Below are 19907 nucleotides of genomic sequence, written 5' to 3'. Positions count from 1 at the left end.
TTGTGCGCCGGGTAGATGCCCGGCGCCACAATTAAGCGCGTTTATACAACGGTAGCCAGATCACCAGGCGTAAACCACCCAGCGGGCTGTCTTCCGCTTTGACCCAGCCACGATGTTGCTGAATGGCGGTTTCAACGATCGCCAGACCCAGGCCGGTCCCGCCGGATTCGCGATCGCGCGCCTCGTCGGTACGGTAGAAGGGTCGGAAAATCTGTTCCCGGTCTTCAGGGCTGACGCCCGGACCATCGTCGTCCACGGTAATCGTGATCCCGTCTTTGTCCACCGCGAAGCCGACTTCAATCTTCGTGTGTGAATAGCGCAGGGCGTTACGGACAATATTCTCCAGCGCGCTTTCCAGCGCATTCGGGTTGCCATAGAGCGGCCATGGCCCCGGCGGGAAATTCACCGTCAACGATTTGCCCATCTGCTCGGCTTCGAAGGCGGCGTTATCCAGCACATCGCCCCACAGATGATTGGCTTTCATCGTTTCACTGACCAGCGCATTTTTCTGCTGATTACGCGACATCACTAACAGGTCGTTGATCATGCTGTCGAGTCGGTGCGCTTCGGTTTCAATACGCTCCAGCTCTTTACTCTCGCCGCTACGGCGACGCAGCAGGGCGGTGCCGAGTTGCAGACGTGTCAGCGGGGTTCTCAGCTCGTGAGAGATGTCCGACAGCAGACGCTGTTGCGTGGTCATCATTCGCTCGAGCGCAGTCACCATTTGGTTAAAGCTGGCGCCAGCCGCGTGAAATTCCTGCGGGCCTGCTTCCAGTTCCGGATGTTGTCGTAAGTTACCCTGCGCCACTTCATCCGCCGCGTTTTTGAGCTTACGCGCTGGTTTTGCCAGGCTCCAGGCCAGCCAGAGAAGCAGCGGGGTGCTGACCAGCATCGTCACAATCAGCAAGAGCAGAGGGCGGTCAAACAGCAGATTAATAAAATCGGATTGCGAACTGCTGGCCGGGCGGATCAGATAGAGTTGGTAGTTATCTTCTCCATCTCTGACGGAGAACGGTCCCACCATCTCAACGCGGCCATACTTTTTCTTCTGGGGATGATCGGCGTTATCCGCCTGACCAATAAAGTTACGAATGATCTGCATTTCGTTGCGTTCTGCGCCGATCACGCGTCCTTCTGTGGTAACAAGCAATAACCGCTGTCCAGGCGGCGCCCACTTGTCAATCGCCCGGAACAAGCGACGCCACCACATCAGGTCGTTGGGTGGATCGTTCGCGAGTTCAGCTTCAACGTGTTGCTCAATCATCAACCCCTGGCGCTGTTCGCTGTCCAGTAGCTCGGTCATCTGGCGTGAATCGAGCTTGGGTAACATCAAAACCAACATCAGCACCAGTGCCAGCGTCAACCAGAAGATAGCAAAGATGCGCGCGGTAAGGCTCCCTATCATGAAGCGGAGACCATCAGATAGCCGCGGCCACGTAAGGTTTTAAACCACGGATGTCCGTCTTTACGTTCCGGCAGCTTACGGCGCAGGTTCGAGATATGCATATCAATCGCACGGTCAAACGGCGTCAGGCGTTTGCCCAGCACTTCCTGGCTTAAATGTTCACGCGAAACCACCTGGCCGAGATGCTGAGCCAGCAAATAGAGCAGGGTGAATTCGGTGCCGGTTAACTCCAGAGTTTGGCCATCAAAGCTGGCTTCCTGGCGACCCGGATTGAGACTTAGGGCATCTACTTCCAGCGTTGGCGAGCCGTTGTCGCTGCTTTGCTGTTGTTCGCTCCAGTGGGAGCGGCGCAGGATAGCGCGGATGCGCGCGACCAGTTCGCGGTCATTAAACGGTTTGGGTAAATAGTCGTCCGCGCCCAGCTCAAGACCAAGTACGCGATCCAGTTCGCTGCCACGCGCGGTCAGCATGATTACGGGGGTTTGGTGTGTCTGGCGAAGCGCTTTCAATGTATCGATACCGTTTTTCTTCGGCATCATGACATCGAGCAAAAGTAAATCAATGCTGTCATCCAGAAGTTCAAGCGCCTGCTCCCCGTCATGGGCAACCAGCACATCGAAGCCTTCCATTTCGAGCAACTCCTTTAACAGGGAAGTCAGCTCTCGGTCATCATCAACTAACAGGATTTTATTCATTATTTAAATACCTCCGAGGCAGAAATTACGTCATCAGGAGTCGCGAATCTATGACTTTACGTTGTTTTACACCCCCTGACGCATGTTTGCAGCCCGAATCGTAAACTGTCTCTCGTTGAATCGCGACAGAAAAGATTTTGGGAGCAAGTGATGCGCAAAGTTACCGCTGCCGTCATGGCCTCAACGCTGGCACTCAGTTCTTTAAGCCACGCTGCTGAAGTCGTTACAGGCGATAACTGGCACCAGGGCGAAGGACCGACGCAGCGCAGTACGCAGAGCCATATGTTTGACGGCATAAGTTTAACCGAACATCAGCGTCAACAGATGAGAGATCTGATGCAGCAGGCAAGACACGAACAGCCTCCTGTTAATGTTAGCGAAGTGGAGACAATGCATCGTCTTGTCACCGCAGAAAAATTTGATGAAAGCGCTGTGCGCGCTCAGGCAGAAAAAATGGCACAAGAACAGGTTGCCCGCCAGGTCGAAATGGCCAGGGTTCGCAACCAGATGTATCGCCTGTTAACGCCGGAGCAGCAAGCGGTTTTAAATGAGAAACATCAGCAACGAATGGAGCAGCTGCGCGACGTGGCGCAATGGCAAAAAGGCTCATCGTTGAATTTATTGAGTAGTAGCAACTCACGTTCCCAGTAACAACCCCTGTTTTCCTTGCCATAGACACCATCCCTGTCTTCCCCCACATGATGTGGGGGTTTTTTTTGCCCTCAATTTGTCATCCGGTTATTGTCTGACTGTTTTGCGTCATCCGTTATACTACCGGCATGTCCTGGCAGGAGTGTTTATGAATCAAACCTATGGACGGCTGGTAAGCCGGGCGGCAATCGCTGCGACAGTGATGGCGTCAATGTTACTTTTGATCAAGATTTTTGCGTGGTGGTACACCGGGTCGGTAAGTATTCTGGCGGCGCTGGTGGACTCGCTGGTGGATATTGCCGCGTCGCTAACGAATCTTCTGGTGGTGCGCTATTCGCTGCAACCGGCAGACGATGAACATACTTTCGGGCACGGTAAAGCCGAATCGTTGGCGGCGCTGGCGCAAAGTATGTTTATTTCGGGCTCTGCGCTGTTTTTATTTTTGACCGGCATCCAACACCTCATCCAACCCACGCCGATGAAAGATCCCGGCGTTGGCGTCGTGGTGACGGTTATCGCACTGGTCTGCACGCTTATTCTGGTCACGTTTCAGCGCTGGGTCGTGCGCAGGACGCAAAGTCAGGCTGTGCGGGCAGATATGCTTCATTATCAGTCTGATGTTATGATGAACGGAGCGATTCTTGTGGCGCTTGGCCTCGCCTGGTATGGCTGGCATCGTGCAGACGCCTTGTTTGCGTTGGGAATCGGCATCTATATTCTATATAGCGCGTTACGAATGGGATATGAGGCGGTGCAATCGTTGTTGGACCGCGCCTTGCCCGACGACGAACGTCAGGAAATTATTGGTATCGTGACATCATGGCCGGGCGTCAGCGGCGCTCACGATCTTCGCACACGGCAGTCAGGGCCGACTCGCTTTATTCAGATTCATTTGGAAATGGAAGATCATCTGCCTCTCGTTCAGGCCCATGTGGTGGCTGAACAGGTGGAGCAGGCGATTTTGCGGCGTTTTCCGGGCTCTGATGTCATTATCCATCAGGACCCGTGTTCCGTCGTACCCAGGGAAGGTAAAAGGTTTGAGCTTTCGTAATTCGTTGTAAAAAAAGTGAACCAGGCCAGCATTTTGTGTATAAATTACCGCCTTTTGGCCTGACCTGAATCAATTCAGCAGGAAGTGATTGCTATACTATCTGCATATGCGTTGGATCGTGTCGATATGCAGATTCGGCTTCCGGCAACAGATTTCATTTTGCATTCCAAAGTTCAGAGGTAGTCATGATTAAGAAAATCGGTGTGTTGACAAGCGGCGGTGATGCGCCGGGCATGAACGCAGCAATCCGTGGCGTTGTGCGCGCAGCGTTGACGGAAGGGCTGGAAGTAATGGGTATTTATGACGGCTACCTGGGTCTGTATGAAGACCGTATGGTTCAGCTCGACCGTTACAGCGTGTCCGACATGATCAACCGTGGCGGCACCTTCCTCGGTTCCGCGCGTTTCCCGGAATTCCGCGATGAAAATGTGCGTGCTGTGGCTATCGAAAACCTGAAAAAACGGGGCATTGACGCGCTGGTGGTGATCGGCGGTGACGGTTCGTATATGGGTGCAAAACGCCTGACTGAAATGGGCTTCCCATGCATTGGTCTGCCAGGCACTATCGACAACGACATCAAAGGCACCGACTACACCATCGGTTACTTTACGGCGTTGGGGACGGTGGTTGAAGCGATTGACCGTCTGCGTGATACCTCCTCCTCTCACCAACGTATCTCTATCGTTGAAGTGATGGGACGTTACTGTGGCGATCTGACCCTGGCGGCAGCGATCGCTGGCGGTTGTGAGTTTGTGGTGGTGCCGGAAGTGGAATTCAGCCGCGAAGATCTGGTCGCTGAAATCAAAGCCGGTATTGCGAAAGGCAAAAAACACGCCATCGTCGCTATCACTGAACACATGTGCGACGTTGACGAACTGGCGCATTTCATCGAGAAAGAGACCAAACGTGAAACCCGTGCAACCGTGCTGGGACACATTCAGCGCGGCGGTTCTCCAGTGCCTTACGACCGTATTCTGGCATCCCGCATGGGGGCGTATGCCATTGAATTGCTGCAGGAAGGTTTCGGCGGTCGTTGCGTCGGTATCCAGAACGAACAACTGGTTCACCACGACATCATCGACGCTATCGAAAACATGAAGCGCCCATTCAAAGGTGACTGGCTGGACTGCGCGAAGAAACTGTACTGATCGCAGTTTCTTATCCGGCCTACAAATGCAGTATGTAGGCCTGATAAACGTAGCGCCATCAGGCATAAAGGCGGAGTGAATCCCGCCTTTATTACGTTCATTTATATTCCCCGTAGTTATAGCAAATCTTTTTTTATTCTTTAATGTTTGAATTCCTTTCTGGCACGCTCTGATCATCAAAACACAGCATAAGAGAGTTGGGCGATGAACAAATGGGGCGTGGGATTAACGTTGTTGCTGGCATCCACCAGCGTTCTGGCGAAGGATATTCAATTACTTAACGTTTCGTATGATCCAACGCGTGAGTTGTACGAGCAGTACAACAAAGCGTTTAGCGCGCACTGGAAACAGCAAACGGGTGATAACGTGGTGATCCGCCAGTCGCATGGTGGTTCTGGCAAGCAAGCGACCTCCGTGATTAATGGCATTGAGGCGGATGTGGTAACCCTGGCGCTGGCCTACGATGTGGACGCCATTGCGGAACGTGGTCGCATTGATAAAAATTGGATCAAACGTCTGCCGGATAACTCTGCGCCTTATACCTCCACCATCGTCTTTCTGGTGCGTAAAGGGAATCCAAAGCAAATTCATGACTGGAACGATCTGGTAAAACCTGGCGTATCCGTCATTACGCCGAACCCGAAAAGCTCAGGCGGCGCACGCTGGAATTATCTGGCTGCGTGGGGTTACGCCCTGCACCACAACAACAACGACCAGGCGAAAGCCCAGGACTTCGTGAAGGCGCTGTTTAAGAATGTGGAAGTCCTCGATTCCGGTGCTCGTGGTTCAACCAACACCTTCGTAGAACGCGGGATTGGTGATGTCCTGATTGCCTGGGAGAACGAAGCGCTGCTGGCAACTCATGAACTCGGTAAAGACAAATTCGAGATTGTGACCCCGAGCGAGTCAATCCTGGCGGAACCGACCGTTTCGGTCGTCGATAAAGTGGCTGAGAAAAAAGGCACCACCGAGGTGGCGCAAGCCTATCTGAAGTACCTCTATTCGCCGGAAGGCCAGGAGATTGCAGCGAAAAACTACTATCGCCCGCGCAATCCTGATGTTGCGAAGAAATATGAAAGCGCCTTTCCGAAATTGAAACTCTTCACCATTGATGAGGCGTTCGGCGGCTGGACAAAAGCGCAAAAAGAGCACTTCGCAAACGGCGGGACATTCGACCAAATCAGCAAACGCTAACCATTTCTGCGATTTTCAGGCCCGGTGGCGCTATGCCATCGGGCTTTTTTAATTGTCATCATTTTGCGTTACTCTTGCACTTCAATGAGATACAGGAAACGCACAATGAAAAAAGCAGGTTATCTTTCACTGGCGATTGTCGTCATCGCCGCCGCAGCGGGTATCGGCTACTGGAAATTTACAGGAAATCCGGATGCGTTACGGGAGAAAGTCCTGGAACAGTGCGTGCCAAATCAACGCCAGCATCACAATCCGGCGCCGTGTACAGAAGTGAATCCAGAGGCCGGTTATGTGGTGTTTAAAGACAGAAATGGCCCTCTGCAATATCTGTTAATGCCAACTTACCGCATTAACGGCACGGAAAGTCCCTTACTGACGGAGCCGTTTACGCCCAACTTCTTCTGGCTGGCCTGGCAGGCGCGTAGCTTTATGAGCCAAAAGTACGGACAGGAGATCCCTGACAGCGCCGTGTCATTGGCAATCAACTCACGCACAGGGCGGACGCAAAACCATTTCCACATCCATATCTCCTGTTTGCGCAAGGACGTTAGAGCGCAACTTGATGACAATATGGCAAAAATCGGCACCCGCTGGTTGCCGCTCGCGGGCGGATTACGCGGACACGAGTATCTGGCCCGTCGGGTCACCGAGAACGAACTGGCGCAACGCAGTCCCTTTATGATGCTGGCGGAAGAGGTGCCAGAGGCGCGCGATCATATGGGCAGCTACGCACTGGCGATGGTGCGCCAGAGCGATGACACCTTCGTATTGCTGGCCACACAGCGCAATCTGTTGGCGTTCAACCTGGCGTCTGCCGAGGAAATTCAGGATCATCAATGTGATATTCTGAAGTAACCCACCATATCTGGCGTTTACTCTATCAGCCTGTCCCCGTATCCTTGTTGAAAAAAACAACAGGAGACAGGCATGTCGCTCTGGTTTTCGCACCCGCTGTTTATCCCTTCACTGCTTGTCGGTCTCACCATTCTGCTCTGGGCGACGTCCCTGCTGCCGGAATTTATTACGGCGTTGTTGTTTTTTACCGTTGCGATGGTGGCAAAGATTGCGCCGCCGGACGTTATCTTCGGCGGCTTTGCTTCTTCGGCATTCTGGCTGGTATTTAGCGGATTTGTGCTGGGAATTGCGATCCGTAAAACGGGGCTGGCGGACAGGGCGGCGAGGGCATTGTCGGCAAGGCTAACCGACTCCTGGCCGTTGATGGTGGCGAGTGTGGTGTTACTCAGTTATGCACTGGCGTTTGTCATGCCTTCCAACATGGGGCGTATCGCATTGCTGATGCCGATTGTTGCGGCGATGGCGAAACGCGCCGGAATTGCTGACAATTCGCGCGCCTGGTACGGTCTGGCGCTGGCGGTGGGTTTTGGCACCTTCCAGCTTTCCGCCACAATCCTCCCTGCTAACGTGCCTAACCTTGTCATGAGCGGCGCAACGGAAGGTTCGTATGGCATCCATTTGAATTATTTGCCGTATTTGTTGCTGCATACCCCCGTTCTCGGCTGGCTCAAAGGGGCTGCGCTGGTTCTCCTGATTTGCTGGCTGTTTCCGGGGAAGCCTCATGTGCCGGACGATACCTCATCGCCTGCGCCCATGAGTCGCGATGAAAAGCGATTATCCTGGATGCTGGCGGTGGTGCTGGTGATGTGGGTCAGTGAAACCTGGCATGGTATTGGTCCGGCGTGGACCGGGCTGGCGGCGGCCGTGATTACCCTGCTGCCGCGCGTAGGCTTTATCAATGGCGAGGAGTTTTCCAGTGGCGTGAATATCCGCACGTGCATTTATGTGGCGGGTATTCTGGGGCTGGCGATTACCGTGACGCATACCGGGATTGGTAGCGCGGTCGGAGAGGCGTTGTTGCAGATAATGCCGCTGAACGCAGAAAATCCCTTCACCAACTTTGTCACGCTGACCGGGATCACCACCGTCCTCAACTTTATCATGACCGCCAATGGCGTTCCGGCGTTGTATACCACGCTGGCAGAGAGTTTTTCTGATGCGACCGGGTTCCCGCTGCTTTCGGTCATTATGATTCAGGTACTGGGCTATTCCACACCGCTACTGCCGTATCAGGCATCGCCGATTGTCGTGGCGATGGCGTTAGGGAAAGTACCGGCCAGAGCAGGGATGTTGCTGTGTCTGGCACTGGCGCTGGTCACCTGGATGGTGTTGCTGCCGCTGGATTATCTGTGGTTTAGCGTGCTGGGAAAATTGTAGCTGCGCGGCGTCACAGACCCGATATATTTTGAATGGTCACCCCTTCTGTTTTGTGATGTAGCTGATTGTTTTATCAGCATAAATATCGGTTAATAGCCGTGAACACACTCGTTCAGAAGAAATTCAAGGATTAATACATGGACCGGTTAACCCCCATTCGTCTCTGGCCTGCATTTCTTTCGGTTTTCATTACCCTGATGTTGTGGTTTGCTGTCCCCAACCCTTCTGGTGTGACGCCTGAAGCCTGGCATTTACTGGCATTATTTATAGGTACTATCGCGGCTATTATCGGTAAAGCCCTGCCTATTGGCGCTATCGCAATCATTGCGATTATGCTGGTGGCAATGACGGGCGTTACTAATCCAGGTAAACCCTCTGCGGCACTGAATGATGCCCTGAGCGGCTTTTCTAACCAATTGATCTGGCTGATTGGTTTGTCGATTATGCTCTCGCAAAGTTTGTTGAAAACGGGGCTGGGGGCGCGTATTGGCTATGGATTTATCGCGTTGTTTGGTAAACGAACGCTGGGTATCGCCTGGGCATTGACGCTGGCTGAAACATTGATTGCGCCAGTGACCCCCAGTAACACCGCGCGTGGTGGCGGTATCATCCATCCGGTCATGCGTGCTATCGCTGAAAGCCTGGGGTCGCAACCGGGGAACAGCGAAAATGGGTCGACGGGCCGTTATCTGGCACTGGTGAACTACAATATTAACCCCATCAGCTCGGCGATGTTTATTACTGCGACTGCGCCTAACCCACTGATAGTGAGCTTTTTAACCAAAGGCACTGAGGGGGTTTTGAACATGACCTGGGGGATGTGGGCGATAGCCGCGCTGCTCCCTGCGGTGGTGTCACTGGTGCTGATGCCACTCGTCATCTGGTGGCTTTATCCCCCTGCCATTACCCGCACGCCTGATGCGCCGCAGTTCGCGCGACAAAAGCTGGAATCACTTGGTCCGTTGGCGCTTGCCGAGAAAATTACGCTCGCCGTTTTTGCGCTGCTGCTGTGTTTGTGGGCGGGGATCCCGGCGCTCATTATGGGGAGTGGCTGGACAGTTAACCCGACCAGCGCCGCCTTAATTGGGCTCTCAATATTGCTGATATCAGGGGTATTGAGCTGGGATGACATTCTTAAATGTCGCGGCGCCTGGGATACCGTCGTGTGGTTTGCGGCACTGGTGATGATGGCTGAATTTCTCAGCAAGCTGGGTCTGGTGAGTTGGTTAGCCGTGAGTGTGGGGAATACGATCGATCAGCTCGGCGTGCACTGGGGCGTCGCCACACTGTTACTGGTTCTGCTCTATGTTTACTCTCACTACTTTTTTGCCAGTACGACCGCGCATATTACGGCGATGTTCGCGGCGTTCTTCGCTGCAGGATTAGGACTCGGCGCGCCGCCTGCATTGCTGGGCTTAATGCTCGCTTTTTCTTCATCGCTGATGATGTCGTTAACGCATTATGGTACGGGCACCGCGCCAATCATATTTGGCTCCGGATACGTCACACTTGCGGAATGGTGGAAAACGGGATTGGTGATGAGCGTGGTAAACCTGACTGTCTGGGGGATCGTCGGTGCAGTCTGGTGGCACTGGCTGGGATACTGGTAAATAACAATGTGGCGGTAGATGATGCATCTACCGCCACAACAGCGATTACGCCTGTTTAGCCGCTTCTGCTGCTTTGACGATCACGGCGAAAGCATCAGCTTTCAGTGAAGCACCGCCAACCAGCGCGCCGTCGATGTCCGGCTGAGCGAACAGTTCTGCTGCGTTGGATGCGTTTACAGAACCGCCGTACTGGATGATAACCTGCTGCGCGATTGCTGCGTCAGCTTTAGCAATGTGGTCACGGATGAATTTGTGAACCGCCTGAGCCTGTGCCGGAGTAGCAGATTTGCCAGTACCGATCGCCCATACAGGTTCGTAAGCGATAACCACGCCTTCGAATGCGCTTGCGCCCTGCGTTTTCAGCACTGCGTCGATCTGACGTGCACACACTTCTTCCGTTTTGCCCGCTTCGTTTTCTGCTTCGGTTTCACCGATGCACAGAACCGGGGTCAGGCCTTGCTCTTTCAGAACTGCGAATTTCTTAGCGATCAGTTCATCAGACTCTTTGTGATAAGTACGACGCTCTGAGTGACCGATGATGATGTACTGAGCACCGATATCTTTCAGCATTTCAGCCGAGGTTTCACCGGTGAACGCGCCAGACAGGTTCAGGTCAACGTTCTGCGCGCCCAGAATGATGTGGCTACCGGCCGCAGCGTGTTTCGCCAGGTCGATGTACATTTCCGGCGGAGCGATAGCAACGCCACAGCCAGCAACGCCAGCCAGCTCTTTGCGCAGGTTAGCAACCAGCTCGTTTACCATGTGGCGGCTGCCGTTCAGTTTCCAGTTACCCATCACTAAAGGATGTCGCATTTCAATTCTCCACGCTTTATCAGCGAATTAAGGAATATGGCCACCCTTCAGGGCAGCATGGTCTGTGAAACAGTATAGAGATTCGTCGCTGGAAAGGCTTTGCTTTTTGTCATTTATTCGCCCCTTCCAGACCTTCAGATAGTGCCAGCTTAATCGGTTCAACAGCGAAGGTCAGTCCCTTTTCGCCGTTATCTGCGACAACATAGCGAATTGCGCCTTCGGTTTCAGCGTAGTAGCGCTTATTCTTGCCTGCAATAAGCAACCGCTGCAGTTTTTTCTGGCTTTGTTCCTTCGTCAGTAATGGCGCGACGCTACGAATGACGGCCGCCATATACTCCAGCGCTTTCGTCCTTGCCGCTTTTTGCTCAGGCCCTTGAATGGGGAGCCAGGTTATCTGCATGCTTTTGATTTTTAACGTGCCGCGCTCCAGCGCCGTTGAGGCGTACAGATTTTCGTTGATCTTGCTGGCGGCGCGCGTCAGATTGGCTTTGTCCCGACTGCTGTCGATAGCGCGAAATTCGTTCAGTGAAAGCTTAGGATTTTGGCTGTTAAAGTTTTCGCGAAACTGGCTGATCGAGAGATCGAACGTCGGGGCGCCAGCCAGCAGATACGGCGCCGTCGTCGTCGAGGGTTCTGCTGCCTGCACCGTTGTGCTTACGGAAATCACAGAAAACAATAGTAATAACAGCGTACATCCTGGCTTCATCAATCTTACCTTTCGTTATGGCTGCTCACGATTAAAACGATAACTGTCTGGCTTGTCAAAAGGGTAAACTGTGGGGCAGGGCAATAATAAAGGAACTTACATGACCATACAGCAGTGGTTATTCTCATTTAAAGGGCGTATTGGGCGCCGTGATTTCTGGATTTGGGTAGGCCTCTGGTTTGTCGGTATGCTGGTTCTGTTCACTCTGGCCAGTAAAGAATGGCTTGAGATTAAAACGGCGGCGTTTGCTCTGGTCTGTATGCTCTGGCCGACGGCGGCGGTAATGGTAAAACGGCTGCATGACAGAGGACGTTCAGGCCTGTGGGCTTTACTGATGATTCTGGCGTGGATGCTGCTGGCGGGCAACTGGGTGATGCTGCCGGGAGTGTGGCAGTGGGTCGTCGGACGTTTTGTCCCAACAGTGATTCTGGTCATGATGCTGGTAGACCTGGGCGCATTTGTCGGCACCCAGGGCGAGAATAAATTTGGTAAAGATACACAGGACGTTAAGTACAAGGCGTGATGGATTGCGTTGCCGAATGGCGGCATAAATGGAGCCAGGCCATCCGGCAAAAAAATTACCAGTAGTGTTCGGCGGTCATATGGCCCGGTCGGCGGCGCAGGTGTTTGGTCATTTGCCGGGTCTCTTTCAGCAATTGCTGCGTGTCGCGAACCATCTGCGGGTTGCCGCAAAGCATGATGTGGCTGGTCTCTTTATCCATCGGCAAGCCAACCGCTTTTTCCAGCTCACCGCTTTCAATCAGCGCCGGTATACGCCCGGTTAGCGAACCCGCGATGGTTTCCCGGCTTACGACCGTTTGAATTCGTAATTTACCTTCGTAGCGTGCCTGCAGCTCCAGCATGAGCGGTAGATAACTTAGGTCGGCGGCGTAACGCGCAGCATGCACCAGCACCAGATTTTTAAAACGATCGACGTCTTTACCCTGTTGCAGAATTGACAGGTAAGGGCCAATTGCCGTTCCCGTCGCCAGCATCCACAGCGTGTCGCACTCGGGTACCTCATCCAGCACAAAAAAACCGGCAGCTTCACTGACGACCTGGACTTCATCGCCGGGTTTCAGCGCCGCCAGACGTGGACTCAATTTACCGTCGGGAACGGTGACCAGGTAAAACTCCAGATCGGGATTCTCGGGGGCGTTGACATAAGAATAGGCGCGCTGGACGCGCTCGCCGTCAATCTCCAGTCCGAGCTTGGTAAATTGACCCGCCGTGAAGGGATGAACCGGGGCGTGAACGGTCAGACTCAACAGCGCCTCAGTCCAGTACTGCACTTTAGTCACTTTGCCTGTTACCCACTCTGCCATGGTCTTCTCCTGTTCCGATCCAATAGCCCTATCTTCGTTCGTTGGGCGAAAGATTTCCAGCCCATATGGGCCGGAAGGCTCTATTGATCAAATTACACGTCATCCTTCACGCTGCCTCTTTGTTGGCAGCATTCGCGCAACCCAGTCACATCGTTATCTCTGCGCCTGGGATATTGCTCGCTTGCCGTCGCGACGCAATGTGAAGGAATTTGTGTCAGATTTTAAAGGATATGCGCCTGTACATCCGGGTCTTTGCGATCGAGGTAATGAATTGACTGGATGCGGCGAATGGTGCGTGACTTCCCGCGGATCAGCAGCGTTTCAGTGGTCGCGATGTTGCCTTTACGGCTGATCCCCTCCAGCAGGTCGCCTTTGGTGATCCCGGTCGCGGAGAAGATGACGTTGTCGCTGCGCGCCATTTCGTCCAGACGCAGTGCTTTACCCGCTTCAATGCCCATCGCCTCGCAGCGCGCCAGTTCCTGCTCGCCAATGCGACGGTTGTCTTCGCTATCACCTTTTACGTCATGACGCGCCAGCAGGCGGCCCTGCATATCGCCATCCAGCGCGCGGATCACGGCGGCGGACACGACACCTTCCGGCGCACCGCCAATCCCGTACAGCACGTCGACTTCGCTGTCTGGCATGCAGGTAAGAATAGAGGCGGCAACGTCACCGTCAGGAATCGCAAATACGCGCACGCCCAGCTTCGCCATCTCTGCGATAACGTCATCATGGCGAGGTTTCGCCAGAATGGTGACGGTCAGATCGCGCAACGGCTTGCCCAGCGCGTTTGCGACATTACGCAGATTCTCTTCCAGCGGCAGGTTGAGATCGATAGACCCTTTTGCGCCTGGACCCACGATCAGCTTTTCCATGTACATATCTGGCGCGTTCAGGAAGCAGCCCTTGTCGCCGACGGCCAGAACCGCCAGCGCGTTAGCCTGACCCATCGCCGTCATGCGGGTGCCTTCGATCGGATCGACAGCAATGTCTACCGCGTCGCCGTGTCCGGTACCGACCTTTTCGCCGATAAACAGCATTGGCGCTTCATCGATCTCGCCTTCGCCGATGACAATCGTCCCGTCAATATTGACCTGATTGAGCATAATGCGCATGGCGTTAACGGCCGCGCCGTCAGCGGTATTTTTATCGCCGCGCCCCAACCATTTGTAGCCAGCCAGCGCAGCCGCTTCGGTCACGCGGGAAAATTCGATGGCAAGTTCTCGTCTCATAGCAAACCCGTAGCAGAAAGAAATTGCGCGAAGTGTAGCACAGGGGAGGGGATGGGATTATTGATGTGTGTGCGTGTGCAGAGTCGCCTTCACGCGAAGGTTTTACCGGATGGCGAAGCCGCCATCCGGTATTACAACATTACTCTTCGTGATCTTCCCACGCCAGGGCGCGTTTGACCGCTTTCTTCCAGCCGCTGTAACGGTAATTACGCTCGGTGGTTTCGATGCCTGGGCGGAATTCACGTTCGATGACCGCTTTTTCCTGCAGCTCATCCAGATTCTGCCAGAAACCCACAGCCAGACCGGCCAGATAGGCGGCGCCCAACGCGGTGACTTCGCGTACTTCCGGGCGCTCAACGCGAGTGCCGAGAATGTCTGACTGGAACTGCATCAGGAAGTTGTTGGCAACAGCGCCGCCGTCCACGCGCAGGGCGTGCAGACGAATACCGGAGTCAGCCTGCATTGCTTCCAGCACATCACGCGTCTGATAGGCAATGGATTCTAGGGTGGCACGGATGATGTGGTTAGAGTTCACGCCACGGGTCAGGCCAAAGATAGCGCCACGTGCATACGGGTCCCAGTAAGGGGCGCCCAGACCGGTAAAGGCCGGTACGACATACACGCCGTTGGTATCTTTCACTTTGGTCGCAAAGTATTCGGAGTCGAACGCGTCGCTGATGAGTTTCATCTCGTCGCGCAGCCACTGAATAGACGCGCCGGCCATGAACACAGCACCTTCCAGCGCATAGTTCACTTCGCCTGTCGGGCCGCAGGCAATGGTCGTCAGCAGACCGTTTTCGGATTTAACGGCTTTCTCTCCGGTATTCATCAGCATAAAGCAGCCGGTACCGTAGGTGTTTTTCGCCATCCCTTCTTTCACGCACAGTTGGCCGAACAGCGCGGCCTGCTGGTCACCAGCAATACCCGCGATGGGAATACGTGTGCCGCCTTTACCGCCAATGTTAGTCTGACCGTACACTTCAGAAGAACGACGGACTTCCGGCAGCATGGCGCGCGGAATGTCCAGCGCGTCCAGCATCTTGTCATCCCAGTCCAGCGTGTGGATGTTGAACAGCATGGTACGTGAGGCATTGGTGTAATCCGTCACGTGAACGCGTCCCTGAGTCATTTTCCAGATGAGCCAGGTATCCACGGTGCCAAACAGCAGTTCGCCGCGACGAGCACGCTCACGTGAGCCTTCTACGTGATCGAGGATCCACTTCACTTTGGTGCCAGAGAAGTACGGGTCAATCACCAGACCGGTATTGTTGCGAACATACTCTTCCATACCATCGCGCTTCAGGCGCTCGCAAATGTCGGCGGTACGACGACACTGCCAGACAATCGCGTTGTAGATTGGTTTACCGGTTTCACGTTCCCAGACGATGGTGGTTTCACGCTGGTTAGTGATACCGATGGCCGCAATCTGATCGGAATTGATGTCTGCTTTCGCCAGCACTTCTACCAGCGTAGAGCTTTGAGTGGCCCAGATTTCCATTGGGTCATGTTCTACCCAGCCGGCTTTCGGATAGATTTGCTCAAATTCGCGTTGCGAAACACTTATGATATTTGCATCGTGGTCCATTACGACCGCGCGAGAACTGGTAGTGCCCTGGTCGAGCGCAACAATATATTTTTTCTCAGTCATCATTTTTTTCCCGTAGTCACATTACAGCGAAGCTTTTTGTTGTGAAGTCGTCGTGGCGTCTTTCTCTTCCACGACACAGGTATCGCAAGGTAAATGGTGGCCAATCAGTTTGCGATAAGCGAATGCCCCTAAAATGGCGCCCACAATAGGGCCGAACAGCGGCACCAGGAAGTAAGGAATGTCTTTGCCACCGGTAAAGGCAATATTGCCCCAGCCAGCGAGCCAGGCGAAAGCTTTCGGGCCGATGTCACGTGCCGGGTTCATCGCAAATCCCGTCAATGGACCCATTGATGCACCAATAACGGCGATTAGTAAGCCGATGAGCAGTGGTGCCAGTGGGCCGCGAGGCACGCCGTTACCGTCATCAGTCAGTGCCAGAATGACCCCCATCAGAATAGCGGTAATCACCATTTCGACCGCGAAGGCCTGCACAAAATTGATATGTGGGTTTGGATAAGTAGAGAAAGTCCCAGCCAGATTGAGACTTTCGACGCTGCCACGCACGATGTGATTCGTTTGTTCAAAGTCGGCAAAAAGGTTGTAGTAGAGCCCGTAAACTAACGCCGCAGCGCAAAAAGCACCGGCAAATTGAGAAATGATGAAAGGTACGACTTTGCGCTTGTCAAAACACGCGAACAGCCACAGTGCGATGGTCACTGCTGGATTCAGGTGCGCGCCAGAAACACCTGCCGTCAGGTAGATAGCCATCGCTACTCCCAGACCCCAGATGACACTGATTTCCCACTGACCAAAAGTAGCCCCGGCTACTTTGAGTGCAGCGACACACCCCACACCGAAGAAAATCAACAACCCGGTACCGAGGAATTCAGCAATGCACTGGCCTTTTAAGGTTGATGTTTGACTCATGATCGGATCCTGAAGAGAGTTTAATGTTTATTGTATGCGAGGAGGTCACTGACATCCGCGATGCCCTGTAGGCATGCTGTTAATTTAGCGTTAACGAGCAAAAGCGAGAAATATCGAAATTGAAATGTGTGTACTGCGTCAACAAAATGAGCGTTATCGCGCTATGAAGCGCATTTTGAGACAAAGCAATAGTGTGAGCTGAATCATTTCATTAACCAATATGTTAACACTTTAGCGATATTGAATTGATGTCACCAGGACAAAGATGAAAAGTGTTGCAAACCGCGATCTACGCGGTATGCCGCTGGACAGCGGCGACGGGGCTTCATACAATCGGCACTATATGTTGTGCGCGTTTACATTAAAGCGTCGCCTTGCAATTCAGGAGAGGTATGACCATGTCATTAGAAGTGTTTGAGAAACTGGAAGCAAAAGTACAGCAGGCGATTGATACCATCACGCTGCTACAGATGGAAATTGAAGAGCTGAAAGAAAAGAACAACAGCCTGGTACAGGATGTTCAGTCTGCACAGCACCAGCGTGAAGAACTGGAGCGCGAGAACCACAGTCTGAAAGAACAGCAGAGCGGCTGGCAGGATCGTCTGCAGGCTCTCCTCGGCCGTATGGAAGAAGTCTAATCCTCGTCATATTTCACGTTATGGCGGCGTTGGCTGCGGGTATTCACCCCAGTCACATAGTTATCTATGCTTCTGGGGATTCATTCGCTTGCCGCCTTGCCCTAACGCGAAATCTATAGAGGAATTGAGTACCAGCATGTAGGCCGGATAAGGCGCAAGCCGTCATCCGGCAATATCATAGCTTTACCGCGATACAACGTTAGTTTCAGGCATTCAAACCCCCATCCACGTCCAGACCAGTGCCGGAAATCTGCCCAGCCGCTGGGCTTGCCAGAAACGTCACCGCCGCTGCAACATCCTCCGGTGTACCGTAATGCCCTGTCGCAATAAGCTGTCGTTGGGAATCCGCCTGTTCGCCATCTGCTGGGTTCATATCACTGTCCGTTGGGCCGGGATGGACAAGGTTGACGGTAATACCCCGTGGGCCGAGATCACGAGCCAGGCCACGGGTTAGCGAGTTGAGCGCTGATTTAGTCATCGCGTAGACAGCAATCCCCGGCTGGGCGACACGGTTGGCAAGGCAACTGCCAATATTGATAATTCGCCCACCTTCAGGGAGATGTGGCAACGCGGCCTGTATGGCTACCACCACGCCACGGATATTCACGTTAATCAACGCGTCGATGTCTTCCAGTGACAGCGACTCCAGCGGGCCACTGCGTGCGATCCCTGCGTTGTTGACCAGAATATCTAATCCTCCTAGTGACTGTATCGTGTGATTTACGGCGTTCTGAATAGCCTGAGCGTTTGCACTGTTTGCCTGAATAGCCTCGCCATGGCGGCCGAGTGCTGTAATTTCATTGGCAACGGCCTGGGCTTTCTCCGCAGATTTTTCATAGGTTATAACAACATCAGCACCGGCTTTCGCCAGCGACAGTGCAATAGCGCGCCCTAATCCACGACTGGCTCCGGTGACCAGCGCTTTTTTACCTGTCAGATCGATATGCATGATGACCCCGTGACGAGAGTGATGAGATTCATCATTAGGTATAGAGAGAGTTTTTTCTTCGTCAATGCGCTGAATGGGGGAATCGAAAGGGTGAAGTGGCAAAAAAGAGGATCTGGAGATTTCCAGAATCGAAGTAAATTGCCAGTCAGTTGTTTAACCGACTGGCATCACACCGAATTGCGGTATTTTCTTTACTCGATATCGAGGGGGTCTTCGGAAAGGATTATCCCGGTATTGTCGGCATACAGATGGTCGCCGGAAAAGAACGTTACGCCGCCAAAATTGACGCGCACATCGCTTTCCCCAATGCCTTCACCTGCGGCACCCACCGGAATGGCGGCAATCGCCTGAATACCAATGTCCAGCTCTTCCAGATCGTCTACCTGACGCACTGCGCCGTAGATGACCAGACCTTCCCATTCATTCTGTACAGCCAGACGTGCCAGTTCGGCGTCGACCAGCGCACGACGGACAGAACCACCGCCATCGACCAGCAGGATGCGTCCACGGCCATTTTGTTCGAGCAGATCATACAGCAACCCGTTGTCCTCGAAACATTTTACCGTAATGATTTGTCCGCCAAACGACGACCGTCCTCCAAAGTTAGAGAACAGCGGTTCCACGACGTTGACATCTTCCTGGTAGATGTCACAAAGCTCGGAAGTATCGTATTTCATAGGATCAACGTTCAGTTGCTGCGAGAATTTTTAGTATATCGCGCTATGTGTACTGTTGGCAAAATCATCAATTGTTAATTGATATTTGTCAGTTAAACTGGCCACTGACTTAAGAAAATGCCAACCACAAACAGTAGGTTAGTTAATAGCGCGGCTTTGACCGTTCGTTCCAGCATTGGGCGCATTGCAGTCGGTTCCATTTCGCGCATCACATACCGCGCCTGTTTGATCAGTAGCGGCGCCGCCAGAATAAACAACCATCCCCACAGGCTTTGCAAAGAGAGCAGGTTAAACAACGCCAGGCAGACCAGAGTCCCCATCAGCAGGCAGGCGTGATAGCGACGGGCGTTGACCGCGCCTAAACGCACAACCAGCGTGTTTTTACCGTTTTCTTTGTCACTGTTGATGTCACGCAGGTTATTGATGTTGAGCACCGCTGTTGCCAGCAGACCACAGGCGGTTGCCGGTAGAATGAGTTCAGGAATCAGTGTATGTGCCTGCAAATACCAGCTACCCATGACGCTCAGCCAGCCAAAGAACACCAGTACGGAAATATCGCCCAGACCGATGTAACCATACGGGCGGTTACCCACGGTGTAGGTAATGGCCGCGATAATCGACAGGCCGCCCAGCACCAGGAAACCGACAAAATCTGTCAGTGTGTTGCATGCCACGAAGACCAGCGCGAGACCGGACAGGCAAATGAGCGCGACGGTGACGATCAACGCCCGCTTCATCTCCTGCTGAGTGATAACCCCTTTTTGCATTCCACGCAGTGGGCCGATGCGGTCAGGTTTGTCGCTGCCTTTGACGGCGTCGCCATAGTCGTTAGCGAGGTTTGACAGGATCTGCAGCAGCCCTGCAGTAATCAATGCCAACACAGCGACCAGCGGGTCGAAGAATCCTTTCCACCATGCCAGGGCCGTACCGACGATGATCGCCGCGAAGGCGAGCGGTAGGGTCTTGGGTCGTAAACTTTCCAGCCAGGCTTGTGAGCGGCTAATTTGTTGTTGTTCAGTCATATTTAGCGCCAATAAAAATGGGGCTTTTCAGCCCCATCAACAAT

General features: G+C 53.4%; 20 protein-coding genes. 9 read left to right on the top strand and 11 right to left on the bottom strand.

Translation table 11 applies throughout. From position 1 onward, the window contains the following. Window positions 1–31 precede the first annotated feature (31 nt). Together cpxA and cpxR are read right to left on the bottom strand one after the other, a co-directional pair. Entirely contained in the window at window positions 32–1405 is a 1374-nt protein-coding gene (gene cpxA / locus JM656_RS20915; RefSeq protein WP_203359388.1) for an envelope stress sensor histidine kinase CpxA, read from the bottom strand. Further along, window positions 1402–2100 carry an envelope stress response regulator transcription factor CpxR gene (gene cpxR, locus JM656_RS20910; protein ID WP_038635960.1) on the bottom strand — a complete coding sequence of 233 codons (699 nt, stop codon included), beginning with the start codon at window positions 2098–2100 and terminating at the stop codon, window positions 1402–1404. The genes cpxA and cpxR overlap by 4 nt, the downstream gene beginning before the upstream one ends. Window positions 2101–2250: 150 nt before the next feature. On the opposite strand from cpxR, the gene cpxP reads away from it, so the two are divergent. The 7 genes from cpxP to JM656_RS20875 all read left to right on the top strand — a co-directional run bounded on the left by cpxP (window position 2251) and on the right by JM656_RS20875 (window position 9986). Further along, window positions 2251–2751 carry a cell-envelope stress modulator CpxP gene (gene cpxP, locus JM656_RS20905; protein ID WP_192613885.1) on the top strand — a complete coding sequence of 167 codons (501 nt, stop codon included), beginning with the start codon at window positions 2251–2253 and terminating at the stop codon, window positions 2749–2751. A 148-nt stretch (window positions 2752–2899) separates the two neighbouring features. Beyond that, window positions 2900–3802, top strand: coding sequence for a CDF family cation-efflux transporter FieF (gene fieF / locus JM656_RS20900; protein ID WP_203359387.1), 903 nt, complete (start codon window positions 2900–2902; stop codon window positions 3800–3802). Between the two features lie 185 nt (window positions 3803–3987). Beyond that, complete coding sequence (pfkA, locus tag JM656_RS20895) at window positions 3988–4950, top strand: 6-phosphofructokinase (protein ID WP_162379691.1); 963 nt, start codon at window positions 3988–3990, stop codon at window positions 4948–4950. 204 nt (window positions 4951–5154) lie between these two features. Next, on the top strand, window positions 5155–6144 hold the full coding sequence (gene sbp / locus JM656_RS20890) for a sulfate/thiosulfate ABC transporter substrate-binding protein Sbp (protein ID WP_203359386.1): 990 nt from the start codon (window positions 5155–5157) through the stop codon (window positions 6142–6144). A 105-nt stretch (window positions 6145–6249) separates the two neighbouring features. After that, a complete protein-coding gene (locus JM656_RS20885; RefSeq protein WP_203359385.1) occupies window positions 6250–6999 on the top strand; it encodes a CDP-diacylglycerol diphosphatase in 750 nt (249 codons plus the stop codon). Window positions 7000–7071: 72 nt separating this feature from the next. Continuing rightward, on the top strand, window positions 7072–8376 hold the full coding sequence (locus JM656_RS20880) for an SLC13 family permease (RefSeq protein ID WP_203359384.1): 1305 nt from the start codon (window positions 7072–7074) through the stop codon (window positions 8374–8376). Between the two features lie 137 nt (window positions 8377–8513). Then, entirely contained in the window at window positions 8514–9986 is a 1473-nt protein-coding gene (locus JM656_RS20875) for a DASS family sodium-coupled anion symporter (protein ID WP_203359383.1), read from the top strand. Between the two features lie 45 nt (window positions 9987–10031). Here the strand turns inward: JM656_RS20875 and tpiA are convergent, their stop codons facing one another. Continuing rightward, window positions 10032–10799 carry a triose-phosphate isomerase gene (gene tpiA / locus JM656_RS20870; RefSeq protein ID WP_192613878.1) on the bottom strand — a complete coding sequence of 256 codons (768 nt, stop codon included), beginning with the start codon at window positions 10797–10799 and terminating at the stop codon, window positions 10032–10034. Between the two features lie 109 nt (window positions 10800–10908). Further along, window positions 10909–11505 carry a YiiQ family protein gene (locus JM656_RS20865; RefSeq protein ID WP_203359382.1) on the bottom strand — a complete coding sequence of 199 codons (597 nt, stop codon included), beginning with the start codon at window positions 11503–11505 and terminating at the stop codon, window positions 10909–10911. A 100-nt stretch (window positions 11506–11605) separates the two neighbouring features. On the opposite strand from JM656_RS20865, the gene JM656_RS20860 reads away from it, so the two are divergent. Next, on the top strand, window positions 11606–12028 hold the full coding sequence (locus tag JM656_RS20860; RefSeq protein WP_203359381.1) for a DUF805 domain-containing protein: 423 nt from the start codon (window positions 11606–11608) through the stop codon (window positions 12026–12028). Window positions 12029–12083: 55 nt separating this feature from the next. Here the strand turns inward: JM656_RS20860 and fpr are convergent, their stop codons facing one another. From fpr to JM656_RS20840, 4 genes are all read right to left on the bottom strand, one after another. Then, window positions 12084–12830 (bottom strand): ferredoxin--NADP(+) reductase, encoded by a 747-nt coding sequence (fpr, locus tag JM656_RS20855; protein ID WP_203359380.1) that lies wholly within the window; start codon window positions 12828–12830, stop codon window positions 12084–12086. 221 nt (window positions 12831–13051) lie between these two features. Beyond that, the gene (gene glpX / locus JM656_RS20850; protein WP_203359379.1) at window positions 13052–14062 is read right to left on the bottom strand and encodes a class II fructose-bisphosphatase; all 1011 of its coding nucleotides are present in this window, start codon (window positions 14060–14062) and stop codon (window positions 13052–13054) included. A gap of 139 nt (window positions 14063–14201) precedes the next feature. Continuing rightward, window positions 14202–15710: a glycerol kinase GlpK gene (gene glpK, locus JM656_RS20845; protein ID WP_203361346.1), complete on the bottom strand. Its 1509-nt coding sequence runs from the start codon at window positions 15708–15710 to the stop codon at window positions 14202–14204. Between the two features lie 21 nt (window positions 15711–15731). Next, on the bottom strand, window positions 15732–16577 hold the full coding sequence (locus JM656_RS20840; protein WP_203359378.1) for an MIP/aquaporin family protein: 846 nt from the start codon (window positions 16575–16577) through the stop codon (window positions 15732–15734). 392 nt (window positions 16578–16969) lie between these two features. Here JM656_RS20840 and zapB point away from each other — a divergent pair, with 392 nt between their 5' ends. Next, window positions 16970–17215, top strand: coding sequence for a septal ring assembly protein ZapB (zapB, locus tag JM656_RS20835; protein WP_162379680.1), 246 nt, complete (start codon window positions 16970–16972; stop codon window positions 17213–17215). A 205-nt stretch (window positions 17216–17420) separates the two neighbouring features. Here zapB and JM656_RS20830 read toward each other — a convergent pair whose 3' ends face one another. The 3 genes from JM656_RS20830 to menA all read right to left on the bottom strand — a co-directional run bounded on the left by JM656_RS20830 (window position 17421) and on the right by menA (window position 19863). Beyond that, window positions 17421–18164, bottom strand: coding sequence for an SDR family NAD(P)-dependent oxidoreductase (locus JM656_RS20830; RefSeq protein ID WP_203359377.1), 744 nt, complete (start codon window positions 18162–18164; stop codon window positions 17421–17423). A gap of 191 nt (window positions 18165–18355) precedes the next feature. Further along, a complete protein-coding gene (gene rraA / locus JM656_RS20825; protein ID WP_103779966.1) occupies window positions 18356–18841 on the bottom strand; it encodes a ribonuclease E activity regulator RraA in 486 nt (161 codons plus the stop codon). A 92-nt stretch (window positions 18842–18933) separates the two neighbouring features. Beyond that, window positions 18934–19863: a 1,4-dihydroxy-2-naphthoate polyprenyltransferase gene (gene menA / locus JM656_RS20820; RefSeq protein ID WP_203359376.1), complete on the bottom strand. Its 930-nt coding sequence runs from the start codon at window positions 19861–19863 to the stop codon at window positions 18934–18936. Window positions 19864–19907 lie beyond the last annotated feature (44 nt).

The organism is Citrobacter sp. R56, assembly GCF_016811995.1.
GTDB classification, from domain to species: Bacteria; Pseudomonadota; Gammaproteobacteria; order Enterobacterales; family Enterobacteriaceae; genus Citrobacter_D; species Citrobacter_D enshiensis.
This window is presented reverse-complemented; position numbering and strand designations above follow the sequence as displayed.

What these genes read in the sequence shown, in the direction of transcription:
- cpxA (WP_203359388.1), bottom strand. Translation starts at nt 1,405, where the DNA reads ATGATAGGGAGCCTTACCGCGCGCATCTTTGCTATCTTCTGGTTGACG.
- cpxR (WP_038635960.1), bottom strand. Translation starts at nt 2,100, where the DNA reads ATGAATAAAATCCTGTTAGTTGATGATGACCGAGAGCTGACTTCCCTG.
- cpxP (WP_192613885.1), top strand. Translation starts at nt 2,251, where the DNA reads ATGCGCAAAGTTACCGCTGCCGTCATGGCCTCAACGCTGGCACTCAGT.
- fieF (WP_203359387.1), top strand. Translation starts at nt 2,900, where the DNA reads ATGAATCAAACCTATGGACGGCTGGTAAGCCGGGCGGCAATCGCTGCG.
- pfkA (WP_162379691.1), top strand. Translation starts at nt 3,988, where the DNA reads ATGATTAAGAAAATCGGTGTGTTGACAAGCGGCGGTGATGCGCCGGGC.
- sbp (WP_203359386.1), top strand. Translation starts at nt 5,155, where the DNA reads ATGAACAAATGGGGCGTGGGATTAACGTTGTTGCTGGCATCCACCAGC.
- JM656_RS20885 (WP_203359385.1), top strand. Translation starts at nt 6,250, where the DNA reads ATGAAAAAAGCAGGTTATCTTTCACTGGCGATTGTCGTCATCGCCGCC.
- JM656_RS20880 (WP_203359384.1), top strand. Translation starts at nt 7,072, where the DNA reads ATGTCGCTCTGGTTTTCGCACCCGCTGTTTATCCCTTCACTGCTTGTC.
- JM656_RS20875 (WP_203359383.1), top strand. Translation starts at nt 8,514, where the DNA reads ATGGACCGGTTAACCCCCATTCGTCTCTGGCCTGCATTTCTTTCGGTT.
- tpiA (WP_192613878.1), bottom strand. Translation starts at nt 10,799, where the DNA reads ATGCGACATCCTTTAGTGATGGGTAACTGGAAACTGAACGGCAGCCGC.
- JM656_RS20865 (WP_203359382.1), bottom strand. Translation starts at nt 11,505, where the DNA reads ATGAAGCCAGGATGTACGCTGTTATTACTATTGTTTTCTGTGATTTCC.
- JM656_RS20860 (WP_203359381.1), top strand. Translation starts at nt 11,606, where the DNA reads ATGACCATACAGCAGTGGTTATTCTCATTTAAAGGGCGTATTGGGCGC.
- fpr (WP_203359380.1), bottom strand. Translation starts at nt 12,830, where the DNA reads ATGGCAGAGTGGGTAACAGGCAAAGTGACTAAAGTGCAGTACTGGACT.
- glpX (WP_203359379.1), bottom strand. Translation starts at nt 14,062, where the DNA reads ATGAGACGAGAACTTGCCATCGAATTTTCCCGCGTGACCGAAGCGGCT.
- glpK (WP_203361346.1), bottom strand. Translation starts at nt 15,710, where the DNA reads ATGACTGAGAAAAAATATATTGTTGCGCTCGACCAGGGCACTACCAGT.
- JM656_RS20840 (WP_203359378.1), bottom strand. Translation starts at nt 16,577, where the DNA reads ATGAGTCAAACATCAACCTTAAAAGGCCAGTGCATTGCTGAATTCCTC.
- zapB (WP_162379680.1), top strand. Translation starts at nt 16,970, where the DNA reads ATGACCATGTCATTAGAAGTGTTTGAGAAACTGGAAGCAAAAGTACAG.
- JM656_RS20830 (WP_203359377.1), bottom strand. Translation starts at nt 18,164, where the DNA reads ATGCATATCGATCTGACAGGTAAAAAAGCGCTGGTCACCGGAGCCAGT.
- rraA (WP_103779966.1), bottom strand. Translation starts at nt 18,841, where the DNA reads ATGAAATACGATACTTCCGAGCTTTGTGACATCTACCAGGAAGATGTC.
- menA (WP_203359376.1), bottom strand. Translation starts at nt 19,863, where the DNA reads ATGACTGAACAACAACAAATTAGCCGCTCACAAGCCTGGCTGGAAAGT.